Here is a 16898-nt window from a genome sequence, read left to right on the forward strand (position 1 = left end):
AGGCCCCGCAGCCCCGCCGGTGTGCCGCTCCGGCAGCTGCGCTGCCGTGCGGTTCCTTGGGTGGTCATGCCGGGCCACGAGCACGCCCTCGCTCCTCTCTCCACCCAGCCCCCGCTCACGGCAGGCCCGCTCCCGCTTACGGCAGGCCCGCTCCCGCTTACGGCAGGCCCGCTCCCGCTCACGGCCGGCCCGCTCCCGGGACGGCGGTCGCGTGGTGTCACCCGGCTGAGCGGGCCCCTTTCCTGCGTTTGATCAATGTTCTACGGAAATTCGGTACGTGCCACACCCCGGTCCCATTACTGCATTCGGGTCCATTCGCCAGTGAGATCATTTGTCGTTGGGCGACCAAAAGGCGATTTCATTGACCACCCACTGTTTTGATCGTGTTCTGCTCCCTACAATCCGTCCACGTCTTGAGCGCTCAGCGTCAAGGAGGACGTATGGCGGAGTTCTTCAACACCCCACTGGCAGAACTGACGCACGTTTCCGTACCTTCCGGCCGCTCCACCTCACTCGCAGCCGCAGCACTCACCGACGGCAACCGGTTGATCGTCGTGGTCATCGCGGTCGTCGCCCTCGCCGCGCTGGTCCTCGCTCACCTGCTCGCACGACAGGTGCTGGCGGCCGGCGAGGGAACCGACCGCATGAAAGAGATCGCGGCGGCGGTCCAGGAAGGCGCCAACGCCTATCTGGCCCGGCAACTGCGTACCGTCGGCGTCTTCGCCGTCGTCGTGTTCTTCCTGCTCCTTCTGCTCCCGGCGGACAACTGGTCGCAGCGCGCCGGACGCTCGCTCTTCTTCCTCGTGGGTGCGCTTTTTTCGGCGGCCACCGGATACATCGGTATGCGGCTCGCCGTCCGTAGTAATGTGCGCGTGGCCGCCGCCGCCCGTGAAGCGACTCCTGCCGAGGGAGAACCGGATAAAGATCTCACCACCGTTTCGCACAAAGCGATGAAGATCGCTTTCCGGACCGGTGGCGTGGTCGGGATGATCACGGTGGGCCTCGGCCTGCTCGGAGCCTCCTGCGTGGTGCTCGTCTACGCCGCTGACGCGCCCAAGGTGCTTGAGGGGTTCGGCCTCGGCGCCGCGCTGATCGCCATGTTCATGAGGGTCGGAGGCGGCATCTTCACCAAGGCGGCCGATGTGGGTGCCGACCTGGTGGGCAAGGTGGAGCAGGGGATTCCCGAGGACGACCCGCGCAACGCCGCCACCATCGCCGACAACGTGGGCGACAACGTAGGTGACTGCGCCGGCATGGCCGCCGACCTCTTCGAGTCGTACGCCGTGACGCTGGTGGCCGCACTGATCCTGGGCAAGGTCGCCTTCGGGGACGCCGGGCTGGCCTTTCCGCTGATCGTCCCCGCGATCGGCGTGATCACCGCGATGATCGGGATCTTCGCGGTCGCACCACGGCGCGCCGACCGCAGCGGGATGAGCGCCATCAACCGCGGATTCTTCGTATCCGCAGCGATCTCGCTGGTCCTCGTGGCGGTGGCGGTCTTCGTCTACCTGCCCTCCTCGTACGCAGGACTGGAGGGCGTCACCGACGAGGCCATCACCTCGCACGGTGGAGACCCCCGCGTCTTCGCCCTGGTCGCCGTCGCCCTCGGCATCGTGCTCGCCGCCCTGATCCAGCAGCTCACCGGCTACTTCACCGAGACAACCCGCCGACCCGTCCGGGACATCGGGAAGTCCTCCCTGACCGGCCCGGCGACGGTCGTGCTCGCGGGTGTCTCCATCGGCCTGGAGTCGGCCGTCTACACCGCGCTCCTGATCGGCCTCGGCGTCTACGGGGCGTTCCTGCTCGGCGGTACGTCGATCATGCTGGCGCTCTTCGCGGTGGCCCTGGCAGGGACCGGGCTCCTGACCACCGTGGGCGTCATCGTGGCGATGGACACCTTCGGCCCGGTGTCCGACAACGCCCAGGGCATCGCCGAGATGTCCGGGGACGTCACGGGCGCGGGAGCCCAGGTGCTCACCGACCTGGACGCCGTGGGCAACACCACCAAGGCCATCACCAAGGGCATCGCGATCGCCACGGCCGTCCTGGCGGCCGCCGCGCTCTTCGGCTCGTACCGGGACGCCATCGCCACGGCGGTCGACGACGTCGGGGCCCGTACGGGGGAGCTCGGGCTGAGTCTGGACATCTCGCAGCCGAACAATCTCGTCGGACTGATCCTCGGAGCCGCGGTCGTCTTCCTCTTCTCCGGGCTGGCCATCAACGCGGTCTCCCGGTCGGCCGGGGCCGTCGTCCACGAGGTGCGCCGGCAGTTCCGGGAGCACCCCGGGATCATGGACCGCACGGAGAAACCGGAGTACGGCCGTGTCGTCGACATCTGCACCAAGGACGCCCTGCGCGAGCTGGCCACACCGGGTCTGCTCGCGGTCCTGGCGCCGATCGCGGTGGGATTCACCCTCGGTGTCGGGGCCCTGGGGTCGTACCTCGCGGGTGCCATCGCCACCGGCACGCTGATGGCCGTTTTCCTCGCCAACTCCGGTGGTGCGTGGGACAACGCCAAGAAGCTCGTCGAGGACGGCCACCACGGCGGCAAGGGCAGCGATGCCCATGCCGCGACGATCATCGGGGACACGGTCGGCGACCCGTTCAAGGACACGGCGGGCCCGGCGATCAATCCGCTCCTCAAGGTGATGAATCTCGTGGCGCTGCTCATCGCGCCCGCGGTGGTGCAGTTCAGTTACGGCGATGACGCGAGCGCGGGGGTCAGGGCTGTGGTGGCAGTGGTCGCCATCGTCGTCATCTTCGGCGCGGTCTTCGTGTCCAAGCGCCGGGGAATCGCCGTCGGCGACGGTGACGGCCCGGGTGACACAGGCGGCGGGGGTGACGGAGGGCCCGCCAAGTCCACGGGCCCTGCGGCTGCTTCGTGAGGCAGTCGGCCTGCAGTCCACGTGACACCTGATCAGTGGCCCGGCGGACGGTGCCTTCTGACGTGCCGTCCGCCTCCTCCGCATCGATACCCGCGTCTCCGGAGAAGGGTTGCCTCGTACGTGTGTCCGGGTGGGCAGGTGAGTTGTATCTCCCTCACTTTCCTTGGTGCAAATGGCTGCAAAAGAATATATATCGGATGCCCGTCGCCTGTTTGTCGCCCACTTGGCGTGTAAGTTCCGGGGCCGAGAGCCTTGGAAGGGACCCAATCCGGTGAACAAGAAGCTTGCAGCCGCACTGTCCGGCGGTGCGGTACTCGTACTGACGCTGTCGGGCTGCAGCGACGACAGCGACAACAAGGTGAACGACTGGGCGAAGAAGGTCTGCGACCAGGTCCAGCCGCAGTTGCAGAAGATCGCGAACGCCAATGCCGCGATCCAGCAGCAGACGGCCGACAACAGCAAGCCCGCCGACGTCCAGAAGACCGACTCGGCCGCCTTCCAGCAGATCTCACAGGCCTACAAGGCGCTGGGCACGGCCGTGCAGTCGGCGGGCGCGCCGCCCGTGGACGGCGGAGAGGCCACGCAGAAGGAGGCCGTGAAGGAGCTCAACGCCTCCTCGGTGGCCTACGCGGACCTGAAGACGAAGGTCGACGACCTCGACACGAAGGACCAGGCGAAGTTCGCCGACGGGCTGAAGGGCATCGCCGACGAGCTGAACAAGATCAGCACCAACGGTGACCAGGCGCTGAAGAAGCTGCAGTCCGGCGAGGTCGGTTCCGCGATGGCGAAGCAGAAGGGCTGCCAGAAGCCGACGGCGTCTGCTCCGCCCGCCTCCGGTCCGTCCGCCCCGGCGTCGAAGTCCGCTTCCCCCTCGGCCTCGGCGAGCGAGAAGGCGTAACAGCGGAAGGCACTACCCCTCGCGTCCGCCGAGTCGGCGGTCCTGGCGGCGGGGAGGTCCTCGCGTCTGAGGTGTGGACGGCGTGGCTGCGGGACGTTCCTCGCCGGCCGAAGCCGTGAACAGCGCGCAGCCGTAGCGGAGAAGACCCGCTCGCAGTGGCCCGGCCGCCCTTCGTGGGCGCCGGGCCGCTGCCGTTGTCGGCGGGAGCGGAGACAATGGTCGGGTGAGTACGAGCAGCCTCCCCGCATCCGACCGCGCCCCCCGGCTCCGCGAAGCCCTGATCAGTGCGGCATTCACCGCCGACGGCCTCCTCGATCGGCTCGGCGCGCCCGCGTACGCCGCGCTCGCCCGCAGCGAGACCGTCCCGGCGCTCCGGGCCACCCGGGGGGATTCGCCGCTCGACACGCTGGTGCGGCTGTTCCTTCTGCAACGCCCCGTTCCGGAGGCCGCGGCCGCCGCCGCGCTCCCGCTGGAGGAGTGCGTGCGGGACGGCTGGGCCGTCCGCGAGGGCGACCTGGTCAGAGCGACCGTAGACGTCCGGCCCTACGGAGGGCCCGAGGGCCAGGACTGGTTCATCGTCTCCGACCTGGGGTGCGCCGTCGGCGGCGCCGGTGGCATCGGCTCGCACGAGGAAGGCGTCGTCCTGGGAGTCGGCGGGGCCTCCACCACGCTGGCCGGCATCACCGTGCGAAGGCCCGTGACCTCCGCGCTCGATCTCGGCACGGGCTCCGGCATCCAGGCCCTGCACGCCGCCCAGCACGCCACCCGGGTCACGGCCACGGACGTCAACCCGCGCGCTCTGGAGTTCACCCGACTCACCCTTGCCCTGTCCGGAGCGGCCCCCGCCGATCTGCGGGAGGGCTCGCTCTTCGAGCCGGTCGACGGCGAGACGTACGACCTGATCGTGTCCAACCCGCCTTTCGTGATCTCGCCCGGTGCCCGGCTGACGTACCGCGACGGCGGGATGGGCGGTGACGATCTCTGCCGGACCCTCGTGCAGCAGGCCGGGGACCGCCTCCAGGAAGGCGGCTACGCGCAGTTCCTCGCCAACTGGCAGCACGTGGAGGGCGAGGAATGGCAGGACAGGGTGCGCTCCTGGGTGCCCGCCGGCTGTGACGCCTGGATCGTGCAGCGCGAGGTGCAGGACATCACGCAGTACGCCGAGCTGTGGCTGCGCGACAGCGGTGACCACCGCACCGATCCCGCGCTCTACACGGAGCGGTACGAGGCGTGGCTGGACGAGTTCGAGGCCCGCAGCACCAAGGCCGTCGGCTTCGGCTGGATCACGCTGCGCAAATCCGCCGCGGCCGCCGCGGGGAGCCCGTCGCTCGTGACCGAGGAGTGGCCGCACGCGGTGGAACAGCCCCTGGGGTCCGCCGTCGAGGCTCATTTCGCGCGGCAGGACTATCTGCGGGAGCACGACGACGCGGCCCTGCTCGCCGCCCACTTCACCCTGGCCGCGGAGGTCGTCCAGGAGCAGGTGGGCCTGCCGGGCGCCGAGGACCCCGAGCATGTGGTGCTGCGTCAGCACCGCGGGATGCGGCGGGCCACCAAGGTCGACGCGGTCGGGGCCGGGTTCGCGGGCGTCTGCGACGGTTCGCTGCCCGCGGGCAGGATCCTGGACGCCATCGCCCAGTTGATGGCCGAGGACCCGGTGCTGCTGCGCGACCGTACCCCGCAGGCCATCCGGCTGCTGGTGGAGGAAGGCTTCATCGAGCCCGTGCGCTGACCCGGCGGCGCGGTGCCGGCAGCGCCGTCGTCGCCGGTGCGGCGAACCCGTGGCGCGGTGTGGGCAGTGCGCCGCCGCCGGTGCGGCCTCGCGCTCCGTTCCTGGCTGCCGGGCTCGCACCGCGCGGTGCTCGCGCCCCTTCTGACCAGCGGCTGCGCCCCGGTTCGGCTCCTGGTCCGGCCATGGGCCACGGATTCCGCTCACGGTCGTTCTCCAGGTGGCTGCGTGGTGTTCACCCGGGGTTCGGGCCGAGGACGTCCGAGAGTGGCAGCCTCCCCTCTGCCGAGTCGTCCGCCCAGCGCGGGGCTCGCGGACACGGGGCGCAGGTCGGCGCGAGAGCGCCGCGGCGGCGGCCGAGGGACGAGCTGAGGGGTTCGGTCATGGAGAGCGTCACCGCGGTCTTCGCCGGAGCGGCGTTCGCGCTGTTCGGCGCCGCCCTCCTCGTCTGGACGGGGGCGCGCACCATCCAGCGCGCGCCGGTGGCGCTCGGCGTGAGCCCCGTCGCCTCCACCGCTCTCGCCACGCTCTTCGGCGTACTCTTCCTCGCCCTCGGCGTGTGGTGCTTCACCCGCATCTGATCCACTTCTCCGGCGCGTGACGGCGGCCGCCGGGCGGCTGCCGCGCAGGTCCCCCGACAGGGCCGCGAAACCCGCAGGCGACAGCACCGCAGAGGGCGGACCGGTCGGTCCGGGCGGCAGGAATGGCGGAAGTCGGGTTACCGTTCGAGTGGCCGTTGCGGGCTTTTGCCGTTTGACACGGGGGCGGGTTGTACCGTCACACTCCGCAGCGACAGCACCGCGAGCAGCGTCCTACCGCTGCCCGGATGCCCACGAGTGCCGACCGGAGAGAAGAGCAGAAGTTGTCCCCGACCAGCGAGACCGCAGGCCGCCGACTCGTCATTGTCGAGTCGCCTGCCAAGGCGAAGACGATCAAGGGCTACCTCGGCCCCGGATACGTCGTCGAGGCGAGCGTCGGGCACATCCGCGACCTGCCGAACGGCGCCGCCGAGGTGCCGGACGAGTACACCGGTGAGGTACGCCGCCTCGGTGTGGACGTCGAGAACGACTTCCAGCCGATCTACGTCGTCAACGCAGACAAGAAAGCCCAGGTCAGGAAGCTCAAGCAGCTCCTTGCCGAATCCGACGAACTCTTCCTCGCCACCGATGAGGACCGCGAGGGCGAAGCCATCGCGTGGCACCTTCAGGAAGTTCTCAAGCCCAAGGTCCCGGTCCACCGGATGGTCTTCCACGAGATCACCAAGGACGCGATCCGGGCCGCGGTCGCCAGCCCGCGCGAGCTGAACCAGCGCATGGTCGACGCCCAGGAGACCCGCCGCATCCTCGACCGCCTCTACGGCTACGAGGTCTCGCCGGTCCTGTGGAAGAAGGTCATGCCGAAGCTCTCGGCAGGCCGCGTCCAGTCCGTCGCGACCCGTCTGGTCGTCGAGCGGGAGCGCGAGCGCATCGCCTTCCGCTCCGCCGAGTACTGGGACCTGACGGGCACCTTCGCCACCGGACGCACCGGATGGGGGTCCCCCCGGACGGAGTCTGGGGGAGCCTCCGACCCCTCGACGCTCACCGCCCGCCTCAGCGCGGTCGACGGGCGCCGCATCGCCCAGGGCCGTGACTTCGGCCCGGACGGACAGCTCAAGCAGGGCTCCGCCCAGACGCTGCACCTCGACGAGACGAACGCCCGCGCCCTGGCGGCGGCGCTCGCCGACTCGACGTTCGCGGTCCGCTCGGTCGAGTCGAAGCCGTACCGCCGCTCGCCGTACGCGCCCTTCCGTACGACGACCCTCCAGCAGGAGGCGAGCCGGAAGCTGGGCTTCGGGGCCAAGGCCACGATGCAGGTGGCGCAGAAGCTGTACGAGAACGGCTTCATCACCTACATGCGTACGGACTCCACGACCCTCTCGGACACCGCGGTCTCCGCGGCCCGGGCGCAGGTCACACAGCTGTACGGGGCGAACTACCTCCCCGACAAGCCGCGCACCTACGCCGGCAAGGTCAAGAACGCGCAGGAGGCGCACGAGGCGATCCGCCCCTCCGGCGACCGCTTCCGCACTCCGGCGGAGACCGGTCTCACCGGTGACCAGTTCCGGCTCTACGAGCTGATCTGGAAGCGGACCGTCGCCTCCCAGATGAAGGACGCCACGGGTAACTCCGTCACCGTGAAGATCGGCGGCCGGGCGAGCGACGGCCGGGACGCCGAGTTCTCCGCGTCCGGCAAGACGATCACCTTCCACGGCTTCATGAAGGCGTACGTCGAAGGCGCGGACGACCCGAACGCCGAGCTGGACGACCGTGAGCGCCGTCTGCCGCAGGTCGCCGAGGGCGACGCGCTGACCGCCGACGAGGTCACGGTCGACGGCCACGCCACCAAGCCGCCGGCCCGCTACACCGAGGCCTCGCTGGTCAAGGAACTCGAAGAGCGCGAGATCGGCCGTCCGTCGACCTACGCCTCGATCATCGGGACGATCCTGGACCGCGGCTACGTGTTCAAGAAGGGGACGGCGCTCGTCCCGTCGTTCCTCTCCTTCGCCGTGGTCAACCTGCTGGAGAAGCACTTCGGCCGGCTCGTCGACTACGACTTCACCGCCCGCATGGAAGACGACCTCGACCGCATCGCGCGGGGCGAGGCCCAGTCCGTGCCGTGGCTGCGGCGCTTCTACTTCGGCGCGGGCGACGACACGACCGGGGCAGGTGCGGCCTCCGACGCCGGCAACGGTGACGGGGACCACCTCGGGGGGCTCAAGGAGCTCGTCACGGACCTCGGCGCCATCGACGCCCGGGAGATCTCCTCGTTCCCCGTCGGCAACGGCATCAAGCTGAGGGTCGGCCGGTACGGCCCGTACATCGAGCGCGGCGAGAAGGACTCCGAGGGCCACCAGCGCGCCGACGTGCCCGAGGACCTGGCACCCGACGAGCTGGACGTGACGCTGGCGGAGGAGCTGCTGGCCAAGCCGAGCGGTGACTTCGAGCTCGGTGCGGACCCGGTCAGCGGCAACCAGATCATCGCCAAGGACGGGCGTTACGGCCCCTACGTCACCGAGGTGCTGCCCGAGGGCACGCCGAAGACGGGCAAGAACGCGGTGAAGCCGCGGACGGCCTCGCTCTTCAAGTCGATGTCGCTCGACACGGTGACCCTGGCGGACGCGCTCAAGCTGATGTCGCTGCCGCGCGTGGTCGGCGAGGACGCCGAGGGTGTCGAGATCACCGCGCAGAACGGCCGCTACGGCCCGTACCTGAAGAAGGGCACGGACTCGCGGTCGCTCACCTCGGAGGACCAGCTCTTCGACATCACCCTCGAAGAGGCACTGGCGATCTACGCGCAGCCGAAGCAGCGCGGGCGTGCCGCGGCCAAGCCGCCGCTGAAGGAGCTGGGCACGGACCCGGTGAGCGGCGCCCCGGTCGTCGTGAAGGACGGCCGCTTCGGCGCGTACGTCACCGACGGCGAGACGAACGCGACACTGCGGACCGACGACAGCGTCGAGGACATCACGCCGGAGCGCGGCTACGAGCTGCTCGCCGAGAAGCGTGCCAAGGGGCCGGCGAAGAAGAAGACCGCGAAGAAGGCTCCGGCCAAGAAGGCGACGGCGAAGAAGGCCACCACGGCCAAGAAGGCGACGGCGAAGAAGACGACCGCCGCCAAGACGACCGCAGCCAAGACGACGGCCGCCAAGAAGACGACCGCCGCCAAGAAGGCGCCTGCGAAGAAGACGGCCACGACGTCGTCCGAGGAGAGCTGAAGCCGGGTCCGGCACCGGCGGCCGCCCCCGACAGCTGATCGCCGGCTGCAGGGCGGCGGCGGAGCGGATCATCTGCCGTCGCCGATGAAGTGGTGAGCGACGGCCGTCGGCCGTGCGTGAACGCCGGGAGGGCTGGGACATCCCAGCCCTCCCGGCGTTCACTCGTCGTGCGGCCCGCGTGCCCGTTGGGCATATGTTCGGACGCGCCCCCCGGCCACCGCACCGCTCCCGATAGGCTGGGCGGATGACGCGAGCCGAGCAGCCACCGGTCGTGAGCCCCACCTCCGACACACTTGCCGCAGACTCACGCGAGCGCGCCGTACGAGCCCTGTTGCGTGTTCCCCCGCTCCGGCGGTTGTGGAGCGCCCAGCTCGTCGGCAGTATCGGCGATTCACTCGCCCTTCTCGTGCTTGTGCTGTTGTCGCTGCAGGCGGCGGTCATCGAGGGCTCATTCGGGGCCGGATACCGCGGGGCGGCCTTCGCCGTCGCCGCCGTGTTCGGTGCCCGGATCCTTTCCACCGTGCTCTTCGGAGCCGTACTCCTGGGGCCTCTGACGGCGCTCACGGCGCCCGGCGGTCCGGTCGACCGCCGATGGCTGATGATCGGGGCGGACGGGCTGCGGCTCGCGCTGCTGGTCGTCGCGCCCCTGTGGATCGACTGGATGCCCGACAAGGCACTCATGATGATCCTGATCACCGTCTTCGTGGCCGGTGTCGGCGAGCGGCTGTGGGCGGTGGCCAAGGAGAGCGCGGCCCCCGCGCTGCTCCCCGCCCCGCCGCCGGAGGGCGCCGCCGTGCGCCCTCTGCCGGACCACCTCGACGCCCTGCGCAGGCTGTCCCTGCGGACGAACTTCCTCGCGGTCCCCGCGGCCGCGGCCGTGCTCGTGGTCGCCGCGCTGGCCGGTGAACTCCTCGGCACAGGCTTCGAGTGGTTCTCGTTCCACCAGGCGGCCCTCGGGTCGTACGTCGCGGCGGGTCTCTTCTCCGCGTCCGTCTCGACCCTGTACTTCCTCGAACTCCCGGCCACCCGGACCCCCCGCCCGCGCTCGCCCCTGGAGGGGCTGCGCCGGCCGGCCACAGGCACGGGTGCCGACAAGGGCCGTACCGGCAGCGTCCCGCTGGTCGTCGCCGCGAGCGCCGCGGTCGCGGGTGCGATCGCGGCCGCCGCCTCCGTCTCGGTGCTGCACGCCTCCGACCTCGGTGGCGGGCCCGCCACGTTCGCCCTGCTGATCCTGGTCCTGACCGGGGGCACCGCCCTCGGTATCCGTACGGCGCGGAAGGTGCTGCCCGCCCTGTCGCGGCGCCGCCTGCTGGCTCTGGCGGTCGCCGTCACGGGCGTGGCGCTCCTCGCGCTCGGTCTGGTGCCCGACACCGCGACCGGGCTGCTGATCGCCCTGCTCGCCGGTTACGCGGCGGGGGTCGCGGCCCACATCGGCCACACGGTCATCGACCAGGAGACGGAGGCCGCCCATCAGGCGAGGGCCACCGAGCACCTCCAGGCCGTCGTCCGGGTGCTCGTCGCGCTCGGCGCGGTGGGTGGCCCGCTGCTCGCCGCGGCCATCGGCCGGCACCGTCTGGGGTCCGGGGACTTCGTCTTCGCACACGGCGGTGCGGCCTTCGCGCTGATGCTCATCGGTGCGCTGCTGCTGCCCGTCGCGGTCGTCGTCCTCGCCAGGACGGACGACCGAGCCGGCGTGCCGCTGCGCCGTGACCTGCGAGAGGCCCTGCGCGGGGGCGACCCCGCCGTCGCGCCCGCGGCGAACGGCTTCTTCCTGGCCCTGGAGGGCGGCGACGGAGCCGGCAAGTCCACCCAGGTCGAGGCGCTCGCCGAGTGGATCCGGGCCAAGGGCCACGAAGTCGTCGTGACCCGCGAGCCGGGGGCCACCCCGGTCGGGAAGCGACTGCGTTCGATCCTGCTGGACGTCTCGTCGGCCGGCCTGTCGAACCGGGCCGAGGCACTGCTGTACGCCGCCGACCGCGCCGAGCACGTGGACTCCGTGGTCCGTCCCGCGCTGGAGCGCGGCGCGATCGTCATCTCCGACCGCTACATCGACTCGTCCGTCGCCTACCAGGGCGCGGGCAGGGACCTGGCCCCGACGGAGATCGCCCGGATCTCGCGCTGGGCGACGAGCGGGCTCGTACCGCATCTGACGGTGCTCCTGGACGTCGACCCGGAGACCGCGCGGGAGCGCTTCACCGAGGCACCCGACCGGCTGGAGTCCGAGCCGGCGGAATTCCACACCCGGGTGCGGTCGGGCTTCCTCACCCTCGCGGCGGCCGACCCCGCCCGCTACCTGGTGGTGGACGCCGGGCAGGAACCGGAGGCGATCACCACCGCCGTGCGCCACCGGCTCGACCGGGTCCTCCCGCTCTCCGAGGCCGAGGTCAAGGCCCGGGAGGAGGCGCGCAGGGCAGCCGAGGAGGAGGCCAGGCGCAAGGCCGAGGAAGAGGCCGCCCGCAAGGCCGAGGAGGAGCGTCTGGAGGCCGAGCGGCAGGCTCAGCTCGCCAAGCTCCGCGCCGAGGAGGAGGAGCGCAGGCGCCGCGAGGAGGAAGAGGCGCGTCAGCGCGAGGCCGAACGGCAGGCGGAGGAGGCCCGGCAGCGTGCCGAGGAGGCCCGCCGCCGCGCGGAGGAGGAGCGGGCCCGTCTCGAGGCCGAGGAGCGGGTGCGCGAGGCCGAGCAGGAGCGGCTGCGTCTGCAGGCGCAGGAGGAGGCGCGGCTGCGCCAGGAGGCGGAGGAACTGCGCCTGGAGAAGCAGCGCAAGGCGGAGGAGGCGCTGATCCGTTCGGAGGAGGCGCGCCGCCGTGCCGAGTCCGAGGCCGCTGCCCGGGCCGAGGAGGCCGCTGCTGCCGCTGCCGCGGAGCGTTCCCGGGAGTCCGGGGCCGGCGGTTCGTCCCTGCCGGAGAACGAGCTCACCGTGCCGACCCCGGTCGTGAACCCGAACGAGATCACGCAGCCCGTGCCCGTCGCCCGGCCGGAGCGGCCGGAGCGCGACGCGGACGAGACGACCGTGCTGCCGTCCGTGCGCGACGCGGACGAGACGGCGGTCCTGCGGCCCGTGCGGGACGAGGCACCCTCGGACCGGGTGCCGCCGGGCGTCTTCCGCGACGAACGCCGCGCGTCGAGTGCCGAGAGCGAGAACGAGCGCACCCGCGAACTGCCCCAGGTCAGCGACGACCCGCGGGCCGGACGCGCGGCCCGGGAGACTCCGGCCCGTCAGAAGCGGCCGCGCCCCGACTGGGCCGAGGAGACACCGCTCGACGATCTGCCGTCCCTGGCCGACGAACTGCTCGGCGGACAGGACGACGACGAGGGCGGGTCCGGCAGGGGCGGACGCAAGCCGCGCCGCTGACGGGCGGGCGGAGAGCCCGCGTACGGAACGCCGGGATTGTCAGACCCTTCCCGCACAATAGGGAAGCGCTGGGAGCCCGGCGTTCCGCACCACACCACCGGAAGGGCGGCGACCATGTCCGTATGGGACGACCTGGTCGGACAGGACCGCGTGCAGGAGCAGCTCGGTGCCGCCGCCCGGGACGCCGACGTGCTGGTCACCGCCCAGTCCCAGGGTGAGCCGGTTCCTCCCGGCTCGAAGATGACCCACGCCTGGCTGTTCACGGGTCCGCCCGGCTCGGGCCGGTCCACCGCGGCCCGTGCCTTCGCCGCGGCCCTCCAGTGCACCAGCCCCGACCGCGCCCTGGGCGGTGCGCCGGGCTGTGGTTTCTGCGACGGCTGCCACACGGCTCTCATCGGTACCCACGCGGACGTCGAGGTCATCCGCACGGATCTGCTCTCGATCGGTGTGAAGGAGACGCGTGAGCTCGTCCGCCGTGCCCAGCTCTCCCCCGCCGTGGGGCGCTGGCAGGTCATCGTCATGGAGGACGCGGACCGCCTCACCGAGGGTGCGGGCAACGTCCTGCTGAAGGCGGTGGAGGAGCCCGCCCCCCGCACGGTGTGGCTGCTCTGCGCCCCGTCCCTCGAGGACGTGCTGCCGACGATCCGCTCCCGCTGCCGCCATCTCACGCTGCGCACACCCCCCGTGGACGCCGTGGCGGACGTGCTGATCCGGCGTGACGGCATCGACCCCGAGCGTGCAGCGGCCGCCGCCCGTGCCACCCAGGGGCACATCGGCAGGGCGCGCCGCCTGGCCACGGACGAGCGGGCTCGCGCCCGCCGCGCCGCGGTGCTCAAGCTGCCGCTGCGCGTCCACGACGTGGGCGGATGCCTCAAGGCGGCCCAGGAATTGATCGATACGGCCGCGGACGACGCCAGACAGGTCGCCGAGGAGGTCGACGTCAAGGAGACGGACGACCTGAAGGCGGCGCTCGGAGGTGTGGCCGGGGGGCGCATGCCGCGCGGCACGGCCGGTGCGATGAAGGAGCTGGAGGACCGGCAGAAGCGCCGCAGGACGCGTACGCAGCGCGACAGCCTCGATCTCGCGCTCAGCGAGCTCACCGGTTTCTACCGGGACGTGCTGGCACTCCAGCTCGGATCCCGGATCGCCCTCGCCAACACCGACGTACGGGACGCCCTGGACCGGATCGCCGGGGAGTCCACCCCCGAGCGCACCCTGCGCCGCATCGAGGCCGTGATCGCCTGCCGCCGTGCCCTCGACCGGAATGTCGCGCCCCTGCTCGCCGTGGAGGCGATGGCGGTGGCGCTCCGGGCGGGCTGACGCCCCGTCCGGAGCTGCCGGGTCGTGGTCCCCGCCATGGGCCGCGGTTGAGTGAATTCACCCGTACGAGCAGGGAATCGGTCGAGTTGTCCGGCGGCGGCTACGCTCCGGGGATGGACACCAGGCGCCCGCTCCGCATCCTCGCCACCGCGCTCGGCACTGCCGGCCTTCTCGTCTCCGGCTGCAGCAGCGGCGGCTCGGCGCCCAGTGCATCGGCGACGGGGTCGGCCGTCGCCGAGGAGCTGAAGCCGTACTACGGGCAGAAGCTCCGCTGGCGGGACTGCGGTGTGGAGGGCTTCCAGTGCACCACGATGAAGGCCCCGCTGGACTACGGGAAGCCCGACGGCGGGGACGTCGAGCTGGCGGTGTCCCGCAGCAAGGCCACCGGCCCCGGCAAGCGCATCGGTTCGCTCCTGGTGAATCCCGGCGGCCCCGGCGGCTCGGCCGTCGACTACCTCCAGGGGTACGCGGCCATCGGCTACCCCGCCCCCGTCCGGGCCAGATACGACATGGTGGCCGTCGACCCGCGCGGGGTGGCCCGCAGCGAACCTGTCGAGTGCCTCACCGGCAAGGAGATGGACGCCTATACGCAGGTGGACCAGACCCCCGACGACGACGGGGAGACGGCAGCGCTGAACGAGTCCTTCGAGGCGTTCGCGAACGGCTGCGAGAAGCGCTCCGGAGAGATCCTCCCGCATGTGTCCACGGTAGAGACGGCCCGCGACATGGACATCCTGCGCTCCCTGCTCGGCGACGGGAAGCTGCACTACGTCGGAGCCTCGTACGGCACGTTCCTCGGTGCGACCTACGCCGAACTCTTCCCCGCACGGGTGGGGAGGCTGGTCCTGGACGGGGCGATGGACCCCTCGCTCCCCGCCGTCGACATCAACCGCGATCAGACCGCGGGCTTCGAGGCGGCGTTCCAGTCGTTCGCCGCGGACTGCGTGAAGCAGACGGACTGTCCGCTCGGCACCACGTCCACCGCCGACGCGGCGACCGCGCTGAAGAAGCTCTTCCGCGATCTGGACTCCGAGCCGGTGCCCACCGGCGAGACCCGTGAGCTGACCGAATCGCTGGCGACCACGGGGGTGATCGCCGCGATGTACGACGAGGGTGCCTGGCCCCAGCTCCGCGAAGCCGTCGCCGGCGCCCAGCGGGGCGACGGTTCCGGCCTGCTGTCCCTGGCCGACAGCTACTACGAGCGGGAACCGAGCGGTGAGTACGCCAATCTGATGTTCGCCAACGCCGCCGTCAACTGCCTCGACCTGGCCCCCGCCTTCTCCGGCCCCGCGGCGGTGGAGAAGGCTCTGCCGGAATTCGAGGAGGCGTCCCCGGTCTTCGGCAGGGGATTCGCCTGGGCCGCGCTGAACTGCGACTCGTGGCCCGTCGAGCCCACCGGCACCCCGCACCGCACGGAGGCCGAGGGGGCCGCCCCGATCGTCGTGGTCGGCACCACGCGCGACCCGGCCACCCCGTACAAGTGGGCCGAGTCCCTTGCGGATCAGCTCTCGTCCGGCTCTCTGCTGACCTACGAGGGCGACGGGCACACGGCGTACGGCCGGGGCAGCGACTGCATCGACACGGCGATCAACACTTATCTGCTGGACGGCACGCCGCCCAAGGACGGCAAGAAGTGCAGCTGACCTGCGGTGACGGCAGCGCCGGTGGGCGGTGCGGAGCACCCTCGAAAACTGTGTAGACTTGGCGTCGCTGCTGACCGCACCATGGTGCGACAGAGCGTGCCGCCTTAGCTCAGTTGGCCAGAGCAACGCACTCGTAATGCGTAGGTCTCGGGTTCGAATCCCGAAGGCGGCTCTGTGGAAGCCTCAGGACTCACTCGCCGTGACCTGGGGCTTTTGCTTTTTCCGGATGCGGGCGCGGGGTGTGGGCGCGGGGTGTGCGGGGTCGGGTTCTCCGGGCTTCCCGGGCGTCACGCGCCCCGGCCGGGGCGCGTGACGCTCAGGACGTGTACCGGTCACCTGCCACGGACGGCCAGTGTGGTCACCTCCGCGTCGAAGAGGGGGCGGCCGTTCTGCTCGACCGTGACCATGGAGACCCGCGTGCCCGTCGGTGATCCCCGGTCCGGCGTGGCCGCCGTGGCGCTGACGAGGCACGGAGTGTCGAACTCCGCGTACCGGGTGAAGACCGTTTTCATCCCGAGGACGGTGGCCGGCTGCGACGACCCCGCGAGGGCCGCCTGTCGTGCGGCCTCCAGCAGGAGCATGCCCGGCGCGTGGTCGACCGGGTGGTCGAAGAGGACGGGGTGTGCCAGGTCCGGGCGCAGGTACCAGCCGCCGGATCCGGAGGTCGCGGACAGGACCACGTCGGCGGGCTCTTCGCGGCCGACGAGAGAGGCCGGGACCGGGGGCCCCGGCGGCAGGGCGCGTGCGTGGGCGTAGGCGAGATCGGCGTACGGCCCGCGCAGCCGCCGGTAGACCGCCGGTGGCTGGATCGAGAAGCGGGTGCGCACGAGAGCGGCGGGAACACCGTCCAGTGAGGCCCGCACCGTCATGGTCATCCCCGCGACCCTCGGGCCACGCCTGACGACGTCGGAGCAGACGACGTCGAACTCGGCCTCGCCGGACGCGCCGGCCATGGCGAGCGCCGACGGTTCGAACGAGAACCTCAGGTCTTCCCATGCCTGCCGGAAACCGAACGGTACGCCGTACGCGGAGTGGCAGAGCAGGGGTATCGCCTGCCTGACGCCCTCGATCAGCAGGAGCGGGTCGCGGTGCCCGTGGGTGCCGCCGTAGAAGCGGTGGCCGGTTCCCCACCGCGCTGAGACGGTGAAGCGGTCGGCGTCCGTGGGGCGCCACCCGGTGAGGAGCTGTTCGCTCGCGTCCGCCTTGTGCACTTCGGCCGGCGTCACCGGCCGGATTCCGAAGTTCCGTACGTCTGTTCTCGGCAGTGCGCTGGTGAGCATGCTCGGTCCCCCCCAGGACGTCAGATACGAATCCGATGCGGACGGG

At 71.3% G+C, this 16898-nt stretch carries 9 protein-coding genes and 1 tRNA gene; 9 read left to right on the forward strand and 1 reads right to left on the reverse strand.

The window, feature by feature from the left end; translation table 11 throughout:
* The first annotated feature begins 440 nt into the window (after nt 1-440).
* From ACIRJR_RS04150 to ACIRJR_RS04190, 9 genes are all read left to right on the forward strand, one after another.
* Nucleotides 441-2885: a sodium-translocating pyrophosphatase gene (locus tag ACIRJR_RS04150; protein WP_403773424.1), complete on the forward strand. Its 2445-nt coding sequence runs from the start codon at nt 441-443 to the stop codon at nt 2883-2885.
* A gap of 271 nt (nt 2886-3156) precedes the next feature.
* A complete protein-coding gene (locus ACIRJR_RS04155) occupies nt 3157-3783 on the forward strand; it encodes a small secreted protein (protein ID WP_403773428.1) in 627 nt (208 codons plus the stop codon).
* 223 nt (nt 3784-4006) lie between these two features.
* Nucleotides 4007-5512: a methyltransferase gene (locus ACIRJR_RS04160; protein WP_403773431.1), complete on the forward strand. Its 1506-nt coding sequence runs from the start codon at nt 4007-4009 to the stop codon at nt 5510-5512.
* Nucleotides 5513-5892: 380 nt separating this feature from the next.
* A complete protein-coding gene (locus ACIRJR_RS04165; protein ID WP_124277640.1) occupies nt 5893-6090 on the forward strand; it encodes a hypothetical protein in 198 nt (65 codons plus the stop codon).
* Between the two features lie 281 nt (nt 6091-6371).
* Nucleotides 6372-9260: a type I DNA topoisomerase gene (gene topA / locus ACIRJR_RS04170; protein WP_403773434.1), complete on the forward strand. Its 2889-nt coding sequence runs from the start codon at nt 6372-6374 to the stop codon at nt 9258-9260.
* Nucleotides 9261-9504: 244 nt separating this feature from the next.
* Nucleotides 9505-12609, forward strand: a complete 3105-nt coding sequence (tmk, locus tag ACIRJR_RS04175; protein WP_403773437.1) for a dTMP kinase — start codon at nt 9505-9507, stop codon at nt 12607-12609.
* Between the two features lie 114 nt (nt 12610-12723).
* A complete protein-coding gene (locus ACIRJR_RS04180; RefSeq protein WP_403773440.1) occupies nt 12724-13929 on the forward strand; it encodes a DNA polymerase III subunit delta' in 1206 nt (401 codons plus the stop codon).
* 113 nt (nt 13930-14042) lie between these two features.
* Nucleotides 14043-15572 (forward strand): alpha/beta hydrolase, encoded by a 1530-nt coding sequence (locus tag ACIRJR_RS04185; protein WP_403773443.1) that lies wholly within the window; start codon nt 14043-14045, stop codon nt 15570-15572.
* A 98-nt stretch (nt 15573-15670) separates the two neighbouring features.
* Nucleotides 15671-15744 (forward strand) — tRNA-Thr (locus tag ACIRJR_RS04190).
* A 160-nt stretch (nt 15745-15904) separates the two neighbouring features.
* On the opposite strand, the gene ACIRJR_RS04195 is transcribed toward ACIRJR_RS04190, so the two are convergent.
* Nucleotides 15905-16852 (reverse strand): ScbA/BarX family gamma-butyrolactone biosynthesis protein, encoded by a 948-nt coding sequence (locus ACIRJR_RS04195; protein WP_403773446.1) that lies wholly within the window; start codon nt 16850-16852, stop codon nt 15905-15907.
* Between the last annotated feature and the right edge of the window lie 46 nt (nt 16853-16898).

Origin of the sequence: Streptomyces sp. NPDC102402 (assembly GCF_044765765.1) — a bacterium.
Taxonomy (GTDB): domain Bacteria; phylum Actinomycetota; class Actinomycetes; order Streptomycetales; family Streptomycetaceae; genus Streptomyces.

Excerpts from the sequence above, each read along its gene's own strand:
- ACIRJR_RS04150 (WP_403773424.1), top strand. The coding sequence starts at position 441 with ATGGCGGAGTTCTTCAACACCCCACTGGCAGAACTGACGCACGTTTCC.
- ACIRJR_RS04165 (WP_124277640.1), top strand. The coding sequence starts at position 5,893 with ATGGAGAGCGTCACCGCGGTCTTCGCCGGAGCGGCGTTCGCGCTGTTC.
- tmk (WP_403773437.1), top strand. The coding sequence starts at position 9,505 with ATGACGCGAGCCGAGCAGCCACCGGTCGTGAGCCCCACCTCCGACACA.
- ACIRJR_RS04180 (WP_403773440.1), top strand. The coding sequence starts at position 12,724 with ATGTCCGTATGGGACGACCTGGTCGGACAGGACCGCGTGCAGGAGCAG.
- ACIRJR_RS04185 (WP_403773443.1), top strand. The coding sequence starts at position 14,043 with ATGGACACCAGGCGCCCGCTCCGCATCCTCGCCACCGCGCTCGGCACT.
- ACIRJR_RS04195 (WP_403773446.1), bottom strand. The coding sequence starts at position 16,852 with ATGCTCACCAGCGCACTGCCGAGAACAGACGTACGGAACTTCGGAATC.